This is a genomic window from Variovorax sp. Soil_C_33, assembly GCF_057656935.1.
The window spans coordinates 359,935-380,546 of record NZ_JBDGJK010000001.1; the positions used below are offsets into that span (position 1 = coordinate 359,935).

Genomic DNA, 20,612 nt, shown 5'->3' on the forward strand with positions numbered 1-20,612 from the left:
CGGCAACCTCCGCGCTGTGTCTCATACCACGGCCTCCGGAACCTGCTGCGGCAGCGTGAAGCTGAAGGTCGCGCCTTCGCCGGGCCGGCTCTCGACGCGGATCGTGCCGCCGTGGAGCTCGACGAAGCGCTTGGCCAGCGACAAGCCCAGGCCCGTGCCTTCCGACCTGCGCAGCGCGTCGCTGCCGGCCTGGCGGAACTCTTGGAACACCAGGGCCTGGTCTTCCGGGGCGATGCCGACGCCGGTGTCGGCCACGCTGACCTCGGCGACGCCCTGGCCGGCTGCATCGAGGCGCCGGGCGCGCAGGCGTACGCTGCCGCCGGCCGGCGTGAACTTCACCGCATTCGACAGCAGGTTCACGACCACCTGCTTGACCTTTCGGGCATCGGCCACCCATTCCTTCAGCCCCTCGCCGACCTCGAGGGAGATCCGGACGCCGTCGCGCTGGGCGCGCTCGCGCACCAGGGTCAGCGCGTCGTCCATGAGCAGGCCGAGGTCGATGCAGCTCAGGTCCAGCTCCATCCGCCCCGCTTCGATCTTCGACAGGTCCAGCACGTCGTTGATCAGCGTCAGCAAATGCTGGCCGGACGAATGGATGTCCTGCAGGTATTCCATCTGCTTGTCGTTGACTTCGCCGAACATCCGCTCGGCCAGCACTTCGGAAAAGCCGATGATGGCGTTCAGCGGCGTGCGCAGCTCGTGCGACATGTTGGCCAGGAACTCCGACTTGTGGCGGTTGGCCACCTCGAGCTCGCGGCCCTTGTTCTCGATCTCGCGGAACAGGCGCGCGTTCCGGATCGCAATCACGGCCTGGTCGGCGAAAGTCTCGACCAGGCGCACTTCCGCCTCCGAAAAGGCCTGCACTTCCTTGCGCACGACGGCGATGACGCCGACCGCGGCACCGTCGCGCACGATCGGCACCGCCAGCACGGTGCGAACGCCGCCGCGCTGCGGCACCCTGAGCGATTTCGGGGCGACATCTTCCACATGCATGGTGCGGCCTTCGACGAAGGCGCGCCCGACCACCGATCCGGCGCTGGTCGGCAGGATGTCGTCGCGGCCCGTCCCTGCGCCGTCCTTGACCGGATAACCGGTGACGGCCCGGAAGTGATCGCCCTCCTGCAGCCAGATCTTGCTGGCGTCCGCGCGGCAGCGCAGCACGGAGCGCTCGGCGATCGCCTGCAAGGCCGGCTGCAGATCGGCCGGCATGCGGCTGAGCACCTTCAGGATTTCTGCCGCCGCGGTCTGGAACTCGAGCGAGGCCGTCAGCTCCGCCGTGCGCTGGTCGACCTTGCGCTCCAGCTCTCCGTACGACTCGCGCAGCTGCGCCGACATGCGGTTGAACTGGTCGGCCAGGGCTTCCAGCTCGTCGCCGGTCCTGACGACGATCTGGGCGTCCAGCTCGCCCTCGCCGATGCGCCGCGCGCCCTCGGCGAGCGTGCGGATCGGCCGCACCATGTTGCGCGCCAGCACCCATGCCGCCACGGCGGAGACCATCAGGCCGGCCAGCAGCAGCAGCCCGGTGCGCAGGATCGATGCGTTCAGCTTGGCGTACACCTCGGCCATCGGCCGCTCGACGAACACGTTCCAGCCCAGCGGCCCGATCGGCGCCACCGAAACCAGCACCTCCGCGCCCTGCAGGTCGCGCGTCACCATGGCCTGCGGGCCCGGCGCCTTCGCCGCCGCCGCGGCCCTGACGTGCGGCAGCGACGCCAGGCTGGTCTTGCGCAGCACTAGGCCGATGTCGGGGTCCGCCACCAGCAGGCCCTTGCTGTCCACCACGTAGGCCTTGCCGGCGTCGTCGGTGCTGATGCGGGAGATCACGTCCCAGATGAACTTCAGATTGAGGTCGGCCACCGTCACGGCGCCCTTGTCGCCCTCGGACCGGATCGCCACCGTCATGTAGGGCTCGGTGTCCTTGTGGAAGTACACGGGCCCGAACCACGGCGACCCGGCCCGGGCGTTCCGGAACGCCGCTTCCGACGAGCGGTCCTTGCCCGATCCCATCGAATCCATGCCCAGGCGCGACACCGCCACCCGTTCGCGGCCGCTGCCGTCGAGCTGCGCCACGTCGGTCACCTCGGGGACCTGGCGCAAGAGGCGCAGGAACTCGATGCGGCGCGCTTCCAGGTCTGCCTCGTCGAACATCGGAAGCGAAGCGAAGCCCAGCTGTTCGGCGAGCTGATCGATGTACTGCTCGATCCGCGACGCCGCGCCCAGCGCCTTGACCTGCTGCAGGCTGGCCAGCGCCGCCTTGTTTTCCTGATAGGAAAAGTAGAGACTGATCGCGCCCGACGCCAGCAGCACAGTCATGACCAAGGAGAGGATCAGCAGCAGGTACTTGCGGAACAGGTGCCCGAGGTGGATGTCGCGTGCAGACTCTGCCGGCAGAGCGGCATCCGGCATCGCACGGCCATCTTCCTCGGCTGCTTTCATTTCGACTGCTGATGGGGCGTCGCCATGGAAGCCCAGCGAGGTCCGCGCGGCCGGGGCTTTCATGATTCGGTCACTTTGTCGTCGATTGGCTGCGCCATTCACAGAGGCGCGGCGCCGATTTTCCGCCTTTGCGGACTCGGCGAAATCCACCAATCAGCCTATGGAAGATGGAAGCTTCTGATGAGAAAACTGATGAATGGCAAGAACCTGCGGACTCTTCTTTACGCGCTGATGCTTGCCGCCGGCCCCGCCGCCGAGGCCCAGCAGGCGAGGAAGATGCCGCGCGTGGGCTATCTGGCGGCCGTTTCGGCCAGCGCGGACGCGCCCCGGCTGGAGGCATTCCGGCAGGGCCTGCGCGATCTCGGCTATGTCGAAGGACAGAACATCCAGATCGACTACCGCCATGAAAGCCTGGATCTCGCGCGGCTCCCGAGCCACGCGGCCGAACTGCTCCGGCTGGAGGTGGACGTGCTCGTCACGGTCACGACCAACGCGGCCCAGGCTGCCAAGAAGACGACCGGGACCATTCCCATCGTCTTCATGGGCGTCACCGATCCGATCGCGGCCGGCCTAGCCGAGACCCTGGCGCGGCCGGGCGGCAACAGCACGGGGATCACCAACGTGGCGGCAGTCCTGGCCGGAAAGAGGCTGGAGCTGCTGAAGGAAACCATGCCCAAGGTCACCCGGGTCGCGGTGCTCTGGGATCGCAAGGCGCCGGGCTCCATCCCGCAGTGGGAAGAGAGCCAGGCGCCCGCGAAGAAGCTGGGCCTGGAGCTCTATTCGATGGAGGCCAGCAGCGTCGACGAGTACGTGGCCGCGTTCGCGCAGGCCGTCAAGGCGGACAACAACGCCGTCTGGGTCACGCTCAACCCAGTCGCCAATTCGAACCAGAAACTCATCGCCGAACTGGCCATCGCCAGCGGATTGCCTTCGATCTGCGCACGGGGCGACTACGCGGAAAACGGTTGCCTCATGGCCTACGGGCCCGGCTACCGCATGGAAGGCAAGGACGGCGCCCGCTACGTCGACCGGATCCTGAAAGGCGCCAAGCCGTCGGATCTGCCCATCGAGCAGCCGACCAAGTTCGAGCTGCTGATCAACCTGAAAACCGCCAAGCGCATCGGCTTCACCATCCCGCGTTCGGTGCTGAGCCGGGCGGACAAGGTGATCCAATAGCCGAACCAATGACCAAGGATTCCCGATGACCCGTCCCCTCTTCAGTTCGACCATCGCCGGCAGCCTGCCCAAGCCCGCCTGGCTGGCGGAGCCGCGCAAGCTCTGGCCGGCCTGGAAACTGGAGGGCGACGAGCTCGCGCAGGCCAAGGCCGACGCCACCCTGCTCTGGATCAAGGCCCAGGAAGACGCGGGCCTGGACGTGATCGGCGACGGCGAGCAGTCGCGCCAGCACTTCGTCCATGGCTTCCTCGAGCAGGTCGAGGGCATCGACTTCGAGCACAAGGTCAGGATGGGCATCCGCGACAACCGCTACGACGCCATGGTGCCGCAGGTGGTTTCGCAGCTGCGGCTGAAAGGCCGCGTGCATGCCGCGGAGGCCCGCCTGCTGCGCGCCCACACGCAGCGCCGCATCAAGTTCACGCTGCCCGGGCCGATGACCATCGTCGACACCGTCGCCGACCGGCACTACGGCGACCGCGTGAAGCTCGCGATGGCTTTCGCCGAGCTGCTGAACCAGGAGGCACTGGCGCTGGAGGCCGACGGCGTCGACATCGTCCAGTTCGACGAGCCGGCCTTCAACGTCTACATGAAGGAGGCCGCCGACTGGGGCGTGAAGGCGCTGGAGCGTGCGGCCCAGGGCCTGCGCTGCACCACGGCGGTCCACATCTGCTATGGCTACGGCATCCAGGCCAACGTCGACTGGAAGGCCACGCTGGGCGAGGAATGGCGCCAGTACGAACAGGTGTTCCCGGCGCTCGCGAAGAGCAGCATCCAGCAGGTGAGCCTCGAATGCTTCCATTCGCACGTGCCGCCGCAGCTGATGCGCCTGCTCGAGGGCAAGGACGTGATGGTCGGCGTCATCGACGTCGCGAGCGAGGTGGTCGAGACGCCCGAGCAGGTGGCCGACACCATCGGCCAGGCGCTGCAGCATGTGCCGAAGCACAGGCTCCTGCCCTGCACCAACTGCGGCCTGGCGCCGATGGACCGCGCCGTCGCGCTGCAGAAGCTGCAGGCGCTGGCCGCGGGAGCCGCGCTCGCGCGCCGGCGCTACGGCTGACCCGCGCGGCTGGGCTCAGCGCGGCGCGTCGCCCTTGCGGTAGTCGGCGGTGAGTTCGTCCAGCCGCTGTTTGAGCCCCGCATCCAGCTTGTAGTCGGCCGCCGCGAGCGTGGCATCGAGCTGCTCCGGCCGGCTGGCGCCGAGCAGCGGCGCGGTGATCAGCGGATTGGCCATCACCCACGCGACGGCCAGGGTCGCGAGCGGCACGCCCGCTTCGTCGGCCAGCGCATGCAGCTGCGCGACGGTGGCGAAGCTGCGCTCGTTCCAGTAGCGGTCCTGGTACATCGTGCCCGCAGTGCCGAGCGTGAAGCGCGTGTTGTCCTCGGGCTTGGCGCCGGCCTTGTACTTGCCGGTGAGCAGGCCGCCCGCGAGCGGGTTGTAGGGAATCACGCCCAGGCCTTCTTCGCCGGCCAGCGGCAGCAGCTCGCGCTCGATCTCGCGGAACAAGAGGCTGTAGCGCGGCTGCACCGAGACGAAGCGCGTGAGCTTGTGCAGCTCGGAGCGGCCCAGTGCGCGCGCCAGCCGGTAGGCCAGGAAGTTGGAGACGCCGATGTAGCGCGCGCGTCCCGAACTGACGATGACATCGAGCGCCTCCAGGCTTTCGTCGAGCGGCGTCTCGCGGTCGTCGCTGTGGAGCTGGTAGAGGTCGACATGGTCGGTCTGCAGCCGCTTGAGCGAGGCATCGATCGCATCGAGCAGGTGCTTGCGCGATGCGCCCTGGTCCCACGGGTTCGGGCCGACCTTGCCGACCGCCTTGGTGGCGAGCACGAAGCGGCGGCGCGCGCCCGGCCCTTTAGCCTGCAGCCAGCGGCCGATGATCTCTTCGGTGCGGCCGGTGGTCTCGACCGTGCCGCCGAGCGGATAGACGTCGGCGGTGTCGAGGAAGTTGATGCCGGCCTCGGTCGCCTTGTCGAGGATGCGCTGCGAGACGGCTTCGTCGGTCTGCAGCCCGAAGGTCATGGTGCCGAGCGCGAGCCGCGACACGGTCAGGCCGGTGCGGCCCAGGCGGGTGGTGGGAATGCTCATGGGTTTGCTGTGATGCGGTGGCGGCAGTCCATCATAGTGATCGCGGCGCGAAGGTGCAGAGCCTCGGGGCCTGTTAGCGCTATTTGCGGGGTCGCGGATAGCCGGGCATGCGTCGCAGCCGCTTCGTCGTATGGCATGCGGATGAAGTATCGAATGACGGCCACTCGCGAAGGCAAGAAGACAGCGCGGTCAAAGCAAAAGATTTTTTGGGTCTGGCCTGTACATTCGCCTCGATGGATACGCGCTACCTTCAAAGCTTCGTCGCCGTCGCGGAACTGGGCTCGATGGCCGAGGCGGCGCGCCGGCTCGACCTCACGCCCGCGGCCATCGCCGCGCGCGTCAAGGCGCTCGAGGAAGACATCGGCCTGCCGCTGGTCCAGCGCTCCGGCCGCTCGGTGCGGCCCACGGAGACGGGGCTCAAGATGCTCGACCGCGCCCGCAACGTGCTGCGCGACGTGCGCGACCTGCGGGCCGTCACGAGCGACGGCGCGTCGCTGGGCGAGCTGCGCCTGGGCGTGTTCGTCTCGGCCATGACCAGCGTGCTGCCGCTGGTGCTCAAGCGGCTGTACGCGCGCTTTCCCGAGCTGTCGGTCTTCGTCGCGCCCGGAAGCTCGGTGGAACTGTGCCGGCAGGTGTCGACCGGCGCGCTCGACGCCGCCATCGTCGTCGAGCCGCAATTCGCCATCGGCAAGGGCTGCACCTTCCAGGCGCTGTTCGAGGAGCGCCTGGTCGTGGTCGCGCCCAAGGCCCTGGCGCGGCGCAAGGCCCACGAGCTGCTCGCCACCGAGCCCTTCATCCGCTATGACCGCTCGGTGGTGGGCGGACAGCTGGCCGACCGCTACCTGCGCGACCACGGCATCAGCGTGCGGCAGCGGCTGGAGATCGACAACCTGATGGCGGTCGCGGCACTGGTCGGCCAGGGGCTGGGCGTGGCCCTGCTGCCGGATTGGGCGCCGATGTGGAACAGCGGATTCGCGATCGCGCGCGTGGCGCTGCCGGCGCGCGCACCGGTGCGGCGCGTGGGCCTGATCTGGGCCACCCACGGGCCGCGCGCCGGGCTGGCAAGAGCCCTGCTCGCCGAGGCGCAGGCCGTCTGCAAAGGGCGCGCTTAACGGTCGTCCGGCTTCGGCGCGCGCAGGAAGTCGAAGTCGACCCCCTTGTCGGCCTGCATCACGGTCTGCAGAAAAAGCTTTCGATAGCCTCGTTCGGCCGTCGGCTCGATCACCGGCGATTCCTTCGCGCGGCGTGCCAGCTCGTCGTCCGATACCAGCAGCGCGATCTCGCGCTTCGCCACGCTCAGCCGGATGCGGTCGCCGTTGCGGACATGCGCGAGCGGGCCGCCGATGGCCGACTCCGGCGTCACGTGCAGCACGATGGTCCCGAAGGCCGTGCCGCTCATGCGGCCGTCGGAGATGCGCACGATGTCCTTCACGCCCGCACGCGCGAGCTTGCGCGGGATCGGGATGTAGCCGGCTTCCGGCATGCCCGGCGCGCCCTTGGGGCCGATGTTCTTGAGCACCAGCACGTCGTCGCGCGCGACATCGAGATCGTCGCTGTCGATGCGCAGGACCAGGTCCTCGATGTTCTCGAAGACCACGGCGCGGCCTTCGTGCTCCATCAGCTCGGCATCCGCCGCGGACTGCTTGATGATGGCCCCGCCCGGAGCCAGGTTGCCGCGCAGCACCGCGATGCCGCCCTGCGGATAGATCGGGTTGGCCGCGGTGCGCACCACGTCCTGCGCGAATCCCGGCCCCGCGCGTTCGATCTCTTCGCCCAGCGTCCTGCCGGTGACCGTCATGGCCTCGAGCCGCAGGAAGGGCTTGAGTTCGCGCAGCAGCGTCGCCATGCCGCCGGCCTTGTGGAAGTCTTCCATGTAGTGCTGGCCCGAGGGCTTCAGGTCCAGCAGCACGGGCGTCTCGCGTCCCATGCGGTCGAGTGCGTGCAGGTCGATGTCCAGGCCCATCCGGCCCGCGATCGCGGCCAGGTGCACGATCCCGTTGGTCGAGCCGCCGATCGCGAGCAGCACCCGCATCGCGTTCTCGAAGGCGGCGGGCGTGAGCACCCTGTCGATGGTCAGCCCGTCGCGCGCAATCTGAACCGCCTGCGCCCCGGTCTGTTCCGCGATGCGGATGCGGTCGGCGGTGACGGCCGGCGGCGAGGCGCCACCCGGCATCGTCATGCCCAGGGCTTCCGCGATGCAGGCCATGGTACTGGCCGTGCCCATTACCGAGCAGGTGCCCACGCTCGCCACCAGCTGGTTGTTTACGTCGGCAGTTTCCTCGTCGTCGATTTCACCCGCGCGGTATTTGCCCCAGTAGCGCCTGCAGTCGGTGCAGGCGCCGACGCGCTCGCCGCGATGGCTGCCCGTCAGCATCGATCCGGTGATCAGCTGGATCGAGGGAATGCCGGCCGACGCCGCGCCCATGAGCTGCGCCGGCACTGTCTTGTCGCAGCCGCCGATCAGCACCACCGCATCCATCGGCTGCGCGCGGACCATCTCCTCGGTGTCCATCGACATCAGGTTGCGCAAGTACATGCTCGTCGGCGCCGCGAAGCTCTCGTGAACCGAGATCGTCGGAAAGTCCATCGGCAATCCACCGGCGAGCATCACGCCGCGCTTCACCGCTTCGATGAGCTGCGGCGCGTTGCCGTGGCAGGGGTTGTAGGCGCTGCCGGTGTTGGCAATGCCGACCACCGGGCGGTCGAGCGCCGCGTCCGTGTAGCCGGCGCCCTTGATGAAGGCCTTGCGAAGGAAGAGCGAGAAGCCCTGGTCGCCGTAGCTGGTCAGGCCCTTGCGCATGCCCGAGGGTTCGTCGGTGCCGTCGGGCTTGGAGGAGTCTTTGGACATGTTCAGCGGGCCCTCATTCGTCGGACTTGATATTGGCCTCGACGATGACTTTTTTCCAGCGGGCAATCTCGGCCTGGATCTGTTCGTCCGACTTCGCCGGCGTCGTCGGCGCCGCCGCATACACGCCCTGCTTGAGCAGCATCTCCCTGCCCTCGGGCGATTGCACGAGCTTCGCGAGCGCCTCGTTGAGGCGCGCCACGATGGCCGCGGGAGTGCCCGCCGGCGCCAGCACGCCGAAGGTGGAACTGACTTCGAGATTCGGAACGCCGGCCTCCGCCGCCGAGGGCACATCGGGCAGCATCGAGATCCGCTGCGGCGTCGTGACCGCCAGCGCGCGGAGCTTGCCCGTGGTGATGAAAGGCAGCGAGGCCGGCGCCGTCTCGACCATCAGCCCGACCTGGCCGCCGACCACGTCGGTCATCGCCGGCCCGCTGCCCTTGTAGGCGATGTGCGTCATCTTGATGCCGGTCTCGCGCTGGAGGATTTCGGCCGCCATGCGCTGGGGCGCGCCGGCGCCGGAGGAGGCGTAGTTCAACTTGTCGGGATTGGCCTTGGCGTAGGCGACGAGCTCCTTCAGCGTCTTCACCGGGACCTGCGGATTGACCACCACGACCAGCGGCACCGACCCGACGATCATGACGGGCGCGAAGTCCTTCGCGATGTCGTAGCGCATGCGCCCCTTCTCCAGCGTCGCCATGGTCGCGTGCGAAGTCAGCGCGCCCATCAGCAGGGTGTACCCGTCCGGCGCTGCCTTGGCGACCGCCTCGGCGCCGATGTTGCCGCCGGCGCCGCCGCGGTTGTCGACCACGACCTGCTGCCCGAGCAGCTCGCCGAGCTTGAGCGCGACGATGCGCCCGATCACGTCGGTCGCGCCGCCCGGCGGATAGGGAACGACGAGCTTGATGGGCTTGTCCGGATAGGCGGCGATGGCCGATGGCGCGCAGATCGCGACGCCGGCGGCCAGGCAGGCCTGAAGGATCGCGCGACGCGCGAAGTGGCTGGCTTTCATGCTTTGTCTCCTTGGGCTCGGAGTGTGGCCAGCCGGGCGCGCGCGTTGAAGCGACTGCGACAAGGACAAAAGATAGTTTCTTTTGCGTCTGTTCCTACAAGCTCGGCAACTGATCGAATCGATCGAGTCGATCGAAAGGCGGCGGCACCTGCGTGAGCTCGAGCGCGTCGACCTGTGCGCCGGGCACGCCGTGGCGCAGCCAATCGCACATGGCATCCAGCTCGCGGCGCGAGCCCTGGAGCATCGCCTCCACCGACCCGTCGGCGCGGTTGCGGACCCAGCCCGCGACGCCCTTGGCCCGCGCGTGGCGCACGCAGGCGTCGCGGTAGCCAACGCCCTGCACGCGGCCGCGCATCCGCACCAGCCGGCACTCGATCGCCTCGTTCTTGTCGCCAGGGTTCATGGCGCGATTGTTCCCCAAGCAAGGGTAAATACCAACCTCGCGATCGCAGATCGCACTTGATTGCACCCATTTTTTGTATACAAATATAGGGTGCAATCAACGAACCGGACACGCCGTTCGGATATCCGCCCAACCACCCCATCCCCACGAGGAGACAACCCGTGAACACAGCCGTCAGCCCAGGAAGCATCGACCTGCCGATCGCCGGCCCTGCGCCGCATGCCGACTCCAACGCACTCATCAAGCCGGGCTACGACCCCGCCCTCACCAACGAAGACCTGGCGCCGCTCAAGAAGCAGACCTGGGGCCAGTACAACATCTTCGCCTTCTGGATGTCCGACGTGCACAGCGTCGGCGGCTACATCACGGCGGGCAGCCTGTTCGCGCTCGGCCTGTCGAGCTGGCAGGTTCTGGTGGCGCTCTTGGTGGGCATCTGCATCGTGCAGTTCTTCTGCAACCTGGTGGCCAAGCCGAGCCAGCTGACCGGCACGCCCTACCCCGTGATCTGCCGAGCCTCCTTCGGCGTGCGCGGCGCCAACATCCCGGCCATCATCCGCGGCCTGATCGCGGTGGCCTGGTACGGCATCCAGACCTACCTGGCCTCGGCCGCCTTCATGGTGCTGGCGCTGCACCTGTTCCCCAACCTCGCGCCGTACGCCGACGTCAAGCTGCACGGCTTCGCGGGCCTGTCGACGCTGGGCTGGCTGGCCTTCATGGTGATGTGGGTGCTGCAGGCCTTCGTGTTCTGGCACGGCATGGAAGCGATCCGCAAGTTCATCGATTGGGCCGGCCCGGGCGTCTACGTGGTGATGACCATCCTGTGCGGCTGGCTGGTGTGGAAGGCCGGCTGGAGCAACATCGACCTCAACCTCGGCGGCGTCAAGTTCCAGGGCTGGGACGCGCTGCCGGTGATGCTCTCGGCGATTGCGCTGGTGGTCAGCTACTTCAGCGGCCCGATGCTCAACTTCGGCGACTTCTCGCGCTACGGCAAGAGCTTCGACGCGGTGAAGAAAGGCAACTTCTGGGGCCTGCCGGTCAACTTCGTGTTCTTCTCGCTCCTGACCGTGATCACCACGGCGGCGACCCTGCCGGTGTTCGGCGAGCTGATCACCGACCCAGTGCACACCGTCGGCAAGATCGACAGCACCACCGCCGTCGTGCTGGGCGCGCTGACCTTCATGATCGCCACCATCGGCATCAACATCGTCGCCAACTTCGTCTCGCCGGCCTTCGACTTCTCGAACGTGGCGCCGCAGCACATCAGCTGGCGCACCGGCGGCATGATCGCCGCGGTGGGCTCGATCTTCCTCACGCCCTGGAACCTCTACAACAACCCCGAGGTGATCCACTACACGCTGGACATCCTGGGCTCCTTCATCGGCCCGCTGTTCGGCATCCTGATCGCCGACTTCTACCTGGTGCGCAAGCAGCAGGTGGTGGTGGACGACCTCTACACGCTGAGCCCCAAGGGCCGCTACTGGTACAGCAAGGGCTACAACCTGAAGGCCGTGTGGACCATGATCCCGTCGGCGCTAATCCCGATCCTCTGCGTGCTGATCCCGGCTTGGCGCGGCGCCGCCAACTACGCCTGGTTCATCGGCATGGGCCTCGGCTTCGTGATCTACGCCCTCCTCAACCGCAAGACCTGAACCTCCATGCGCATCAAGATCATCAACCCCAACACCACCTGGAGCATGACCGAGAAGATCGGCGCCTGCGCGCGCTCCGTCGCGCGGGCCGGCACCGAGATCGTCGCGGTCAGCCCGGCGATGGGCCCGGCCTCGATCGAAAGCCACTACGACGAGGCGCTGGCGGTGCCCGGCCTCCTGCAGGAGATCGCCGCCGGCGAACGCGAAGGCATCGACGGCTACGTGATCGCCTGCTTCGGCGACCCCGGCCTGCAAGCCGCGCGCGAACTGGCGCGCGGGCCGGTGGTGGGCATCGCGCAGGCGGCCATGCACCTGGCCAGCCTGGTCGGCAGCCGCTTCAGCGTGGTGACCACGCTGGGCCGCACCACGGGCCAGGCCTGGCACCTGGCCGAGGCCTACGGTATGAAGCGCTTCTGCGCCAACGTGCGGGCCTGCGAGATCCCGGTGCTGGAGCTGGAGGCGCCGGGCTCGAAGGCGCGCGAGCGCATCGTCGACGAGTGCCGGCGCGCGCTCGACGAAGACGGCTCCGACACCATCGTGCTCGGCTGCGCCGGCATGGCCGACCTGTGCGCGCACATCGGCCAGGTGCTGGGCGTGCCGGTGGTCGACGGCGTGGCGGCCGGCACGCAGCTGATCGAATCGCTGGTGAGCCTGCGGCTTGCCACCAGCAAGCGAGGCGAGCTGGCGCAGCCGCTGCCGAAGCCGATTGACGGCTTGCTGGAAGGCTTCACGCTGCCGCCTTCGGCGCCGGCGCTCAAACGCGCGGCCTGATGAGCTGCGTGCGCGGCACAATCGCGCCATGCCCCGCGCCACCAAAGCAACCGCCACCATGACCCTGCCGGCGGCCGCGCCCGAAGCCGCCGCCGCGCCCGACAAGAGTGCGACCATCGAAAGCATCGCGCAGGACATCGCCACCGCCATCGTCGAGAAGCGCCTGCCGCCCGGCACCTGGCTGCGCGAAGAGGCGCTGGGCCGCGTCTATGCCGTCAGCCGCACCAAGATCCGCGCGGCGCTGTTGACGCTGTCGAAGGACAAGCTGATCGAGATGATTCCCGACAAGGGCGCTTTCGTCTGCAAGCCCAGCGTGCAGGAAGCGCGAGAGGTCTTCGGCGTGCGCCGCATTCTCGAAAGCGAGGTGGTGCGCCTCTTCATCGCCAAGGCCCGGCCTGCGGACTATCGCGCCTTGGAGCAGCACATCCAGTTCGAGCGCACCGCGCTGCGCTCGACCACCACCGGCACCGTGCGCGAAAAGCTCTTGGGCGATTTCCACGTCGCGCTGGCCGAGGCCGCGGGCAACGGCACACTGGCCGAGCTGGTGCGCGAACTGGTCGCGCGCAGCTCGCTGATCGCGATGCTCTACCACTCCTCCAACGATCCGCACTGCTCTTCCGACGAGCACGCGGACTTCCTGCGCGTGTGCAAGAGCGGCAACGTGGAGGCCGCGGTGGCCTGCATGACGGACCACCTGTCGCGCATCGAGGCCAACCTGCAGCTCGCAACCGGCGCGCCGGACCGGCAGCTCGATCTGGTGAAGGCGCTGCTGGCCTAACCGTCGACCGGATTCGCCGGCGTCTCGAGCACCAGCTGCCAGAAGTCCACGTCGAGCCAGCGGCCGAACTTGAATCCGGCCTGCCTGATGGTGCCGGCATGCTCGAAGCCGAGCCGCTGGTGCAGCGCGATGCTGCCCTTGTTGGCCAGGTCGATGGCGCCGACCATGACGTGAATCTGCTGCGCCCTGGCGGCCGCGATCAGCTCCTGCATGAGCAGCAGGCCCAGGCCTTTTCCGCGGTGGTTCTTGTGGACGTAGACCGAGTGCTCGACCGAGTACTTGTATGCGGGCCAGGCGCGGAAGGTGCCGTAGCTGGCGAAGCCGAGCAGCTCCCCACCCTCTCCGATGGCGCCGATCACGGGGAACCCGCCCGCCTCCTTGGTCTTGAACCAGCCGGCCATGCTCTCCAGCGTGCGGGGCTTGTAGTCGTAGAGGGCCGTCGAATTGACGATGGCGTCGTTGAAGATCTCCAGGATCGCATCGGCATGGGCGTCGTGCGTGCAGGCGATGAACTGCATCGGCTTCTTTTCGCGCATGGCGATCACAACTCCTTCGTATAGACGATGAACCCCAGGTGCTGCGCGAGCTTGTCGTAGAGCAGCCTGCCGGCGGCATTCGATTCGTGCGTCTGCCAGTAGACCCGCGAGGCACCGGCGGATTTCGCCTCCTCGTAGACCGCCTCGATCAGCAGGCGCCCGATGCCGCGCCCGCGCCGGGACTCGAGCGTGAACAGGTCGGAGAGATAGCACACCGGCTCGACACGGGTCATGCTGCGATGGAAGACGCAATGGGCCAGCCCGACGAGCTGCCCCTCGTCCTCGGCGACCAGGGCGAACATCGGCTCGCCCGGATCGAGAAAGCGCTGCCAGGTCGTCTGCGTCACCTGCTCGGCCAGCGCAGTCGCGCCCTGGCGGCCGTAGAAGGCGTTGTAGCCGTCCCAGAGAGGCCGCCAGGCGGCGTGGTCGTCTTGCATGACCGGTCGGACATGAAGGGGCTGCGTCATGGCGGGGTGCTCCTCGGATGCGATTGTCTTGGTTGGCATGCGAGCCTACACGGACCGCGCCTCGCGGCGGCAGGGCCGGCCGTGACTTATTTGCGGGCCCGGCATGTGGCCAAGTCGAAGGTCTTGCGCCCCTCGCGACTCCGTCGGCAGAGGGCAATTTATCCCCCGGGGAGGTGGATAAGGTTGTGGACAAGCCCGCGAGCAACTTTCCATCGCGTGGCCCGGCGCGCGTTCCCGCGCGATGCCTCCCAAACGGGCATTCGTTGCCGGAAGCGACGCGTCACGGCTCTACGCTGCTTCCCCTTTTCCCGCCGCGTTCAGCCCCATTCGACAGAGGATCGTTTCCGCACGGGAGATGAGCTGGTCCGCATCGACGATCTCGTCGACGAGGCCGTTGCGAAGCGCTTCCGTCGCGTCGATCGTGTCCGCCGTGAGAATGAGCTGCAGCGCACGGCCCTTGCCGACGAGACGCAGGAGGCGCTGCGTCCCACCGAAGCCGCACACGAAACCGGGCTTCGTCTCCGGCCGGCCGAATCTCGCATGCGCCGTTGCAAGGCGCAAGGTGCAAGCCATCGCCAGTTCGCACCCTTCGCCCGACGCGAAGCCATTCACCGCCGCGATGACCGGCTTGCCGAGCTGCTCGACCAGATCGAACGCAAGCCGGCCGCTGCGCGTGAACGCGTGCGCGTCGCTGTCGGAAATCGACGCGCCCGCGGTGATGTCGGCCCCGGTGACGAAGGCCTTGTCGCCCGCGCCGGTCACGATCACGCCCTGGACGAGGGGGTCGTCGCGCGCGTCCTCCATCACCGATCTCAGCTCGCCGAGCGCCGCGTGGCTCAGCGCGTTCATCGCCTGCGGGCGGTTGATCGTGACGTAGGCGATCCCCGCCCTCTTGTCATAGAGGAGGTCTTGCAGCGATTGCATATGGCCCTCAGCGCCAATTCGGGTGCAATGAGCTGATGAGCTTGTTGCAGTCCCCGCGCGTGAGGAGGGCGAGCCCATCCATCTCGCGTGGGGTCAGGCCCTGCAGCACGAAGGAATCGGCCAGGTCCGCCGCGATCCGCGGCGATAGGTAGCGTTGCGAGCGGGCGGCCGCGACCAGCGCAGCGCGGATCTCGGCGGGCGGGGCCGTCTTCTCGACGAATCCGCTGGCGCCCCACCGGATCGCCTCCCGCACCATGTGCGGCGAATGCATGTCGCTGATGAGCACGACGCGCACCCTGACAGCGACCATGCGGAGCAATTGCATGAATGCACGCAGCCCCTGCGGACCGAGGGTCGGATCCACCAGAGCGATGCAGTCCTCGGCCTCCATGCAGCAGACGAGCAGCTGGTCCAGTGTGCTCGCCGAGCGCCCGAAAGCGAGGCCCGCGGCGCCGCTCACCAGCGATTCGAGGCCGCTCAGAAGCGCCGGCGAGGCTACGCCGATGATGACCTTCACTGCGCTATCGGCCTCTGCCGCGGCTTCTTCGCCGTCGAGCGGCGCGTAGGCAGTCGGATCCTGGAACGGCAGCTCGCTGCCCGGGATTTCGGCAGATCGATGGCTCATGGCCTTGCACCCTCGCTTCAGGCTTGCACCTGGCACGAGGCCTGCACGCTGGGCCACCCGTAGTCGCGGCCCGTCAGCGCCCGCGCAAGAAGGTAGTTGTTCAGCGCGCGCTCGCTCAAGCTGTCCATTTGCACCGAGCCGCTGGCATCGCAGGGAAACGACAGGGCACGGCCCGTGCCGCTGAGCGAAGGAAAGCGCAGCTCGAAGGCGGACTGTGCAGCGGATGAGTTGCGGGCGGCGTGCATGGCGGTGTCCTCGTGGTTCATTTCAATGAAGCAGCTCCGGGAAGCATGGTCGTGCGCCTTACGCGGGACTGCGTCCGCGCAGGGCGGTCTGGATGCAGGCGAGAAGGTCTTCCGCACTGAAGGGCTTGGCGAGAAAGCAGATCACGCCCGTCTTCAAGGCGCGCGCGCGCTCCCGTTCGTCGGGGTAGGCGGTGATGAGGACCGTAGGGATCGGGGTGCCGGCGGCGGCCAGGCGGCCGTGCAGCTCGAGCCCGGTCATTCCCGGCATGCGCATGTCGGCGATGAGGCATCGGATGGCGCACGTGCCCTTCGATTGCAGGAAGCTCTCGGCCGAATCGAAGGTGGCCGAGGACAAGCCGGCGGAGTCGAGCAGGTCCTTCGTGGTGTCTCGAACCGATTCATCGTCGTCCACGATCGCTACGGTGGGGTTGTTGCGCACTTGGATTTCCTTGCTGGTGTTCTTGAGCGTTGATGCAAGACTAGGCCGATTGCGCGCACAAGACCATTGCACGTGCGTCACGCGCTCTACGACTTTGGTATAGGGCCTGTCAACAGGCCCTCTAGGCGTCCTAGGTCTTGGAGAGGCCGAGCATGTCCGCGATGCGCACCAACTGCGCCAGGGACTTCGCCTGCATCTTGCGCATGATCTGCCCGCGGTGGACCTTGACGGTGGCCTCGCTGATGCCCAGCTCGGCCGCGATCTGCTTGTTCACGCGCCCGGCGCTCACCAGCGCCATGACTTCGCGTTCGCGCTGGGTTAGGGAGGCGAAGCGTTGCCGGAGCTCCGCGACCAGCGCCGTCTCGCGGCGCTGCGCGCGGTGCCGTTCGACCGCGGCATCGATCGCATCCAGAAGCTCCTGGTCGCGGAAGGGCTTGCTCAGGAACTCGACTGCGCCGGCCTTCATGGCGCGCACCGTCATCGGAATATCGCCGTGCCCGGTGATGAAGATCACCGGCAGATCGACGCCCGCCCGCGGGAGTTCTTGCTGGAAGCTCAATCCGCTTGCGCCGGGCAGCCGCACGTCGAGCACCAGGCAGCCGGGCGCGTCCGGGCGCTGCGCCTGCATGAAGTCCTGCGTCGAGGCGAAAAGGCGCACGTCCATGCCGACCGAGGCGAGGAGGTCCTGAAGCGCCTCGCGCATGGCCAGGTCGTCGTCGACCACGAAGACGACGGGCCGTTCGGTTGCCACTACGGCTCCCGTTCCCCGGCCGGCAGCGAGAACCGGAACACGGCGCCGTGGGGCAGGTTCGGTGCGGTCCAAAGCTGGCCGCCATGGGCCTCGATGATCGACCGGCTGATCGAAAGCCCCATGCCGATGCCCTGCGCCTTGGAGGTGTGGAAGGGCTCGAAGAGCTTGTCCGCGATCTCGGTGGCGACGCCGGGGCCCGAGTCGCGCACCTCGATGCACACGCCGCCCTCCGCCTGACTCGCGCCAATGACGAGCTGCCGCGGGCGATGGCCGGGGACGCTCATCGCCTCGATGGCGTTGACGATCAGGTTGAGGATCACCTGCTGGAGCTGCACCTTGTCACCCCATACGGGCGGCAGGCCGTCGGCAAGCGTCTTCTCGAGCGCGATGTCGTTGCGGCGCATCTGGTCGCGCGTGAGCGCAATCACGTCGAGGATGGTCTGGTTGACGTCGACGCGGTCCCGGCGCGGCGGCTGGCGCATGACCAGGGCGCGGATGCGGTCGATGACTTCGCTCGCGCGCTTGCCGTCCCTGGCAATGCGTCCGAGCGAGCGCTGCGCCTTTTCGAGCTCGGGCGGCTGGGCCGCGAGCCAGCGCGCGCAGGACCCCGCGCTCGCGACCATGGCCCCGAGCGGCTGGTTGACCTCGTGCGCGATCGAGGCCGCGAGCACGCCGAGCGTGGTCACGCGGTTCACTCGCGCAAGCGCCGCCTGCGCCTCGCGCAGTGCTTCCGACGCGAGGACGTGGTCGGTGAGATCGCGCGTGATCACGAGCGCCGCCTCCAGGCGCTCCGAATCGAGCCGCAGCGGCGAGTAGGACGCCGACAGGTAGAAGCGGCCCAGCCTGGTCGTGAACCATTCCGCGAACGTGAACCGCTCTCCGGCGAGACAGCGGTCGAGACACGGCTTCACGGCGCGCTCGAAGACGTCGGCGCCCAGGAGATCGGCGACATGCATGCCGACGATCTCCTCGGCCGGCGTCCCCCAATTGCGCTCGTAGACCGCGTTGACCCTTTGATAGCGGTAGTCCCGGCCGACCACGGCCACGCCATCCGAGGCGCTCTCGAACACCTGGCGCGTCAGGTACTCGGCCCGCTTGCGTTCGGTGATGTCCCGCCCGACGCCGCGGTAGCCTGTGAAGCGCCCCGCTTCGTCGAACATCGGCAGCCCGGAGACCGACACATGGCGTATGCCGCCGTCGGAGGTCGCCCGCGCGAGCTCGAAGTCGCGGAACGGAACATGGGCATCGAGCGCGGCACGGTGCCGGCGCCAAGCCTCTTCGTCCGGCTCCAGATAGGGCACTTCCCATCGCGTCTTGCCTATCTCCGAGCCCGGCGCCGGCGCGCGGTCGAACCGTTCGGAGTACTCCTGCCGCGTGAAGCGGTGCTGGGCGTCGGTCTCCCAGTACACGTCGAAGGAGAACTTCACGAGCGTGCGAAAGCGCTCCTCACTTTCGCGCAGCGCCTCCTCGGCGCGCTCGCGCTCGGTGATGTCCTCGCAGGCCACGAGCAGCACCGGACCGCCTCTCAGCACGACCGCATTCGCCGACTCCCGCACCCACAGCACGGTGCCGTCCTTGCGGATCTTGCGTGCCTTCCAGCGCATCACCCGACCCGGGTGCTGGAAGGCCTGGTCGGCGTTTCCCTGCACGAACGCCCGATCGGCTTCGTGGAACACGTCCAGCACCGGCTGGCCGATCAGCTGGCCCACGCGCCAACCCAGCTGCTCCGCACCGACGGGGTTCACCGACAGGATCGCGCCGGCCGCATCGATGATGAAGTACATCGTGGGATTCGCTTCGAAGGCGGCTCTCCATTGCTCCTCGATGTCCTGCCGAGCCTCCTCGGCCTGCCTGCGCTCCGTGATGTCGGTGTTGGTCGCGAGGATCGCGACCGGCTCGCCCTGCGCGTCGCGCTGCAATGCCAGGCGGCTCGCCACGACCACCGGTGTCCCGTCTCGCCTGTGATGCACCAGCTCGCCCTCCCAGCGTCCGGTGCGGAGCACCTGCGCCTCGATCTGCTCGAGCGGCACGGAAGAGACGGTCTTCAGCAGCTCGCGCGCAGACTGGCCGAGCGCTTCTTCCGCCGTCCATCCATACATCTCCTCGGCGCCTCGGTTCCAGTACTTGATCGCGGATTCCATGTCACGCACGAACATGGCGTCGTGCGTGAGATTCAGCAGGTCGGCATGCTCGCGCAGCGAGGCCTCGGCCTGCCGCTCGAAAGGCTGCCACGCGGGGGGCGACAGCGTTTCGTCGTATTTACGTTTCGTCACGAGCGACTCCGATAGGCGTCGCGGCATGTGAGCCGCAGCATGTCGCGCAGCGCCGGTGGCAGGACCAACTCCTACCTGGATAGAACGCTATTCTGAACGTCCTCGCGGCTGCGAAGAAGGCATGCAGGGCTCGGGTTTTCCGCCATACAGCCGCAAACGCAAACCGTATCGGCCAGGCTCAGATCATTGCCAGCGGCTTCTTGCGCCGCGGCGGCGGATGCAGTCGGTCGATCTCCGCGAGATCTTCGGTGCTCAGTTGCAGGTCGGCGGCGGCGAGGTTGTCGCGCAGATGCGCCTCGCGCACCGCCTTCGGAATGGCGACGACGCCTGGCTGTGCGATGACCCGGGCCAGCGCAAGCTGCGCCGCCGTCACGCCGAGCCGCCCGGCCATCTTCGCCAGCGCGGCGTCGGCAGCCAGCGCGCCCTGGTCGATCGGGCTGTAGGCCATCAGCGGCATGCCGCGGGCGCGCTGCCAGGGCAAGAGGCCGAACTCGGCCCCCCGCTCGCCCATCGAGTAATAGACCTGGTTCGCCGCGCAGTCCAGCGCCTCGCCGCACACGGCGGCCAGTTCTTCCATGTCGCCGGTGTCGAAGTTGCTAACGCCCCAATGCCGGATGCGCCCGCCGGCGGCCAGCGCACGCATCGCCTCGCAGGTTTCTGCCAACGCGTATTCGCCGCGCCAATGCAGCAGATAGAGGTCGATCTGCTCCAGCCCCAGCCGCGCCAGGCTGCGCGCGCAGGCGGCCGGCGTTCCCTGGCGGCTGGCGTTGTGCGGATAGACCTTGCTGACGATGAAGAGCTCCTCGCGCCTCACGTCGCCGGCGCGCAGCGCCTCGGCCACGGCCTGGCCGACGATCTCCTCGGCGCCGCCCTCGCCGTACATCTCGGCCGTGTCGATGAGCCGATAGCCCATCTCGATGGCCGAGCGGACCGCGGCCACCTCCGCGGTACGGCGGCCGGGCGTCTCGCCCATGCGCCAGGTGCCGAGGCCAAGCACGGGCATCCGGCCGCCGGTGGGAAGTTGCAGGGACCTCATGCGTGTCTCAAGGGAAAAGCTCGTAGCGGGCGAGCATGCCGCAGGGGCAGTACCGGCGCAAGCCGGCCGCGCATCGCCGGCCGGCGCCTGCTTCTTTTCATCGACGCATTAGTACGAATGAGCTACATTTCCGGGCAATCCTAAATAGCGCTGGCGGCACTGA

At 68.0% G+C, this 20,612-nt stretch carries 20 protein-coding genes; 6 read left to right on the forward strand and 14 right to left on the reverse strand.

Features of this window, described 5'->3' with window-relative positions:
* Positions 1 to 21 precede the first annotated feature (21 nt).
* Complete coding sequence (locus AC3A6B_RS01850) at positions 22 to 2,436, reverse strand: sensor histidine kinase (protein ID WP_487835040.1); 2,415 nt, start codon at positions 2,434 to 2,436, stop codon at positions 22 to 24.
* 24 nt (positions 2,437 to 2,460) lie between these two features.
* On the opposite strand from AC3A6B_RS01850, the gene AC3A6B_RS01855 reads away from it, so the two are divergent.
* Together AC3A6B_RS01855 and AC3A6B_RS01860 are read left to right on the forward strand one after the other, a co-directional pair.
* The gene (locus tag AC3A6B_RS01855) at positions 2,461 to 3,612 is read left to right on the forward strand and encodes an ABC transporter substrate-binding protein (protein ID WP_487835041.1); all 1,152 of its coding nucleotides are present in this window, start codon (positions 2,461 to 2,463) and stop codon (positions 3,610 to 3,612) included.
* A 25-nt stretch (positions 3,613 to 3,637) separates the two neighbouring features.
* The gene (locus AC3A6B_RS01860; protein WP_487835042.1) at positions 3,638 to 4,669 is read left to right on the forward strand and encodes a methionine synthase; all 1,032 of its coding nucleotides are present in this window, start codon (positions 3,638 to 3,640) and stop codon (positions 4,667 to 4,669) included.
* Between the two features lie 15 nt (positions 4,670 to 4,684).
* Here the strand turns inward: AC3A6B_RS01860 and AC3A6B_RS01865 are convergent, their stop codons facing one another.
* Complete coding sequence (locus AC3A6B_RS01865) at positions 4,685 to 5,695, reverse strand: aldo/keto reductase (protein WP_487835043.1); 1,011 nt, start codon at positions 5,693 to 5,695, stop codon at positions 4,685 to 4,687.
* Positions 5,696 to 5,928: 233 nt separating this feature from the next.
* Between AC3A6B_RS01865 and AC3A6B_RS01870 the strand changes: the two genes are divergently transcribed.
* A complete protein-coding gene (locus AC3A6B_RS01870) occupies positions 5,929 to 6,807 on the forward strand; it encodes a LysR family transcriptional regulator (protein ID WP_487835044.1) in 879 nt (292 codons plus the stop codon).
* On the opposite strand, the gene AC3A6B_RS01875 is transcribed toward AC3A6B_RS01870, so the two are convergent.
* The 3 genes from AC3A6B_RS01875 to AC3A6B_RS01885 form a co-directional block, all read right to left on the reverse strand.
* Positions 6,804 to 8,543: an IlvD/Edd family dehydratase gene (locus tag AC3A6B_RS01875; RefSeq protein WP_487835045.1), complete on the reverse strand. Its 1,740-nt coding sequence runs from the start codon at positions 8,541 to 8,543 to the stop codon at positions 6,804 to 6,806. The genes AC3A6B_RS01870 and AC3A6B_RS01875 overlap by 4 nt on opposite strands.
* 13 nt (positions 8,544 to 8,556) lie before the next feature.
* Entirely contained in the window at positions 8,557 to 9,552 is a 996-nt protein-coding gene (locus AC3A6B_RS01880; RefSeq protein ID WP_487835046.1) for a Bug family tripartite tricarboxylate transporter substrate binding protein, read from the reverse strand.
* Positions 9,553 to 9,646: 94 nt separating this feature from the next.
* A complete protein-coding gene (locus AC3A6B_RS01885) occupies positions 9,647 to 9,955 on the reverse strand; it encodes an acylphosphatase (RefSeq protein ID WP_487835047.1) in 309 nt (102 codons plus the stop codon).
* A gap of 188 nt (positions 9,956 to 10,143) precedes the next feature.
* Between AC3A6B_RS01885 and AC3A6B_RS01890 the strand changes: the two genes are divergently transcribed.
* The 3 genes from AC3A6B_RS01890 to AC3A6B_RS01900 are packed head-to-tail and all read left to right on the forward strand — an operon-like array spanning position 10,144 to position 13,153.
* The gene (locus AC3A6B_RS01890; protein ID WP_487835237.1) at positions 10,144 to 11,604 is read left to right on the forward strand and encodes an NCS1 family nucleobase:cation symporter-1; all 1,461 of its coding nucleotides are present in this window, start codon (positions 10,144 to 10,146) and stop codon (positions 11,602 to 11,604) included.
* Positions 11,605 to 11,610: 6 nt separating this feature from the next.
* Positions 11,611 to 12,375: an aspartate/glutamate racemase family protein gene (locus tag AC3A6B_RS01895; protein ID WP_487835048.1), complete on the forward strand. Its 765-nt coding sequence runs from the start codon at positions 11,611 to 11,613 to the stop codon at positions 12,373 to 12,375.
* A gap of 28 nt (positions 12,376 to 12,403) precedes the next feature.
* Entirely contained in the window at positions 12,404 to 13,153 is a 750-nt protein-coding gene (locus tag AC3A6B_RS01900) for a GntR family transcriptional regulator (protein WP_487835049.1), read from the forward strand.
* Here the strand turns inward: AC3A6B_RS01900 and AC3A6B_RS01905 are convergent.
* The 9 genes from AC3A6B_RS01905 to AC3A6B_RS01945 all read right to left on the reverse strand — a co-directional run bounded on the left by AC3A6B_RS01905 (position 13,150) and on the right by AC3A6B_RS01945 (position 20,449).
* The gene (locus AC3A6B_RS01905) at positions 13,150 to 13,671 is read right to left on the reverse strand and encodes an N-acetyltransferase family protein (RefSeq protein ID WP_487835238.1); all 522 of its coding nucleotides are present in this window, start codon (positions 13,669 to 13,671) and stop codon (positions 13,150 to 13,152) included. The genes AC3A6B_RS01900 and AC3A6B_RS01905 overlap by 4 nt on opposite strands.
* A gap of 23 nt (positions 13,672 to 13,694) precedes the next feature.
* Positions 13,695 to 14,156 carry an N-acetyltransferase family protein gene (locus tag AC3A6B_RS01910; RefSeq protein ID WP_487835050.1) on the reverse strand — a complete coding sequence of 154 codons (462 nt, stop codon included), beginning with the start codon at positions 14,154 to 14,156 and terminating at the stop codon, positions 13,695 to 13,697.
* 288 nt (positions 14,157 to 14,444) lie between these two features.
* A complete protein-coding gene (locus AC3A6B_RS01915; protein ID WP_487835051.1) occupies positions 14,445 to 15,080 on the reverse strand; it encodes an enoyl-CoA hydratase-related protein in 636 nt (211 codons plus the stop codon).
* Between the two features lie 7 nt (positions 15,081 to 15,087).
* Positions 15,088 to 15,705 (reverse strand): hypothetical protein, encoded by a 618-nt coding sequence (locus tag AC3A6B_RS01920; protein WP_487835052.1) that lies wholly within the window; start codon positions 15,703 to 15,705, stop codon positions 15,088 to 15,090.
* 17 nt (positions 15,706 to 15,722) lie between these two features.
* The gene (locus AC3A6B_RS01925; RefSeq protein ID WP_487835053.1) at positions 15,723 to 15,950 is read right to left on the reverse strand and encodes a hypothetical protein; all 228 of its coding nucleotides are present in this window, start codon (positions 15,948 to 15,950) and stop codon (positions 15,723 to 15,725) included.
* Positions 15,951 to 16,008: 58 nt separating this feature from the next.
* A complete protein-coding gene (locus tag AC3A6B_RS01930; RefSeq protein ID WP_487835054.1) occupies positions 16,009 to 16,389 on the reverse strand; it encodes a response regulator transcription factor in 381 nt (126 codons plus the stop codon).
* A gap of 130 nt (positions 16,390 to 16,519) precedes the next feature.
* On the reverse strand, positions 16,520 to 17,140 hold the full coding sequence (locus AC3A6B_RS01935; RefSeq protein ID WP_487835055.1) for a response regulator transcription factor: 621 nt from the start codon (positions 17,138 to 17,140) through the stop codon (positions 16,520 to 16,522).
* Positions 17,140 to 19,413, reverse strand: a complete 2,274-nt coding sequence (locus tag AC3A6B_RS01940) for a PAS domain S-box protein (RefSeq protein ID WP_487835056.1) — start codon at positions 19,411 to 19,413, stop codon at positions 17,140 to 17,142. Before AC3A6B_RS01940 ends, AC3A6B_RS01935 begins: the two co-directional genes overlap by 1 nt.
* A 178-nt stretch (positions 19,414 to 19,591) precedes the next feature.
* On the reverse strand, positions 19,592 to 20,449 hold the full coding sequence (locus AC3A6B_RS01945) for an aldo/keto reductase (RefSeq protein ID WP_487835057.1): 858 nt from the start codon (positions 20,447 to 20,449) through the stop codon (positions 19,592 to 19,594).
* Positions 20,450 to 20,612 lie beyond the last annotated feature (163 nt).

Coding starts and splice junctions, on each gene's coding strand:
- AC3A6B_RS01880 (WP_487835046.1), bottom strand. CDS start 9,552: ATGAAAGCCAGCCACTTCGCGCGTCGCGCGATCCTTCAGGCCTGCCTG.
- AC3A6B_RS01870 (WP_487835044.1), top strand. CDS start 5,929: ATGGATACGCGCTACCTTCAAAGCTTCGTCGCCGTCGCGGAACTGGGC.
- AC3A6B_RS01885 (WP_487835047.1), bottom strand. CDS start 9,955: ATGAACCCTGGCGACAAGAACGAGGCGATCGAGTGCCGGCTGGTGCGG.
- AC3A6B_RS01905 (WP_487835238.1), bottom strand. CDS start 13,671: ATGCAGTTCATCGCCTGCACGCACGACGCCCATGCCGATGCGATCCTG.
- AC3A6B_RS01855 (WP_487835041.1), top strand. CDS start 2,461: ATGGAAGCCCAGCGAGGTCCGCGCGGCCGGGGCTTTCATGATTCGGTC.
- AC3A6B_RS01900 (WP_487835049.1), top strand. CDS start 12,404: ATGCCCCGCGCCACCAAAGCAACCGCCACCATGACCCTGCCGGCGGCC.
- AC3A6B_RS01915 (WP_487835051.1), bottom strand. CDS start 15,080: ATGCAATCGCTGCAAGACCTCCTCTATGACAAGAGGGCGGGGATCGCC.
- AC3A6B_RS01925 (WP_487835053.1), bottom strand. CDS start 15,950: ATGCACGCCGCCCGCAACTCATCCGCTGCACAGTCCGCCTTCGAGCTG.
- AC3A6B_RS01875 (WP_487835045.1), bottom strand. CDS start 8,543: ATGTCCAAAGACTCCTCCAAGCCCGACGGCACCGACGAACCCTCGGGC.
- AC3A6B_RS01865 (WP_487835043.1), bottom strand. CDS start 5,695: ATGAGCATTCCCACCACCCGCCTGGGCCGCACCGGCCTGACCGTGTCG.
- AC3A6B_RS01945 (WP_487835057.1), bottom strand. CDS start 20,449: ATGAGGTCCCTGCAACTTCCCACCGGCGGCCGGATGCCCGTGCTTGGC.
- AC3A6B_RS01920 (WP_487835052.1), bottom strand. CDS start 15,705: ATGAGCCATCGATCTGCCGAAATCCCGGGCAGCGAGCTGCCGTTCCAG.
- AC3A6B_RS01860 (WP_487835042.1), top strand. CDS start 3,638: ATGACCCGTCCCCTCTTCAGTTCGACCATCGCCGGCAGCCTGCCCAAG.
- AC3A6B_RS01850 (WP_487835040.1), bottom strand. CDS start 2,436: ATGAAAGCAGCCGAGGAAGATGGCCGTGCGATGCCGGATGCCGCTCTG.
- AC3A6B_RS01895 (WP_487835048.1), top strand. CDS start 11,611: ATGCGCATCAAGATCATCAACCCCAACACCACCTGGAGCATGACCGAG.
- AC3A6B_RS01910 (WP_487835050.1), bottom strand. CDS start 14,156: ATGACGCAGCCCCTTCATGTCCGACCGGTCATGCAAGACGACCACGCC.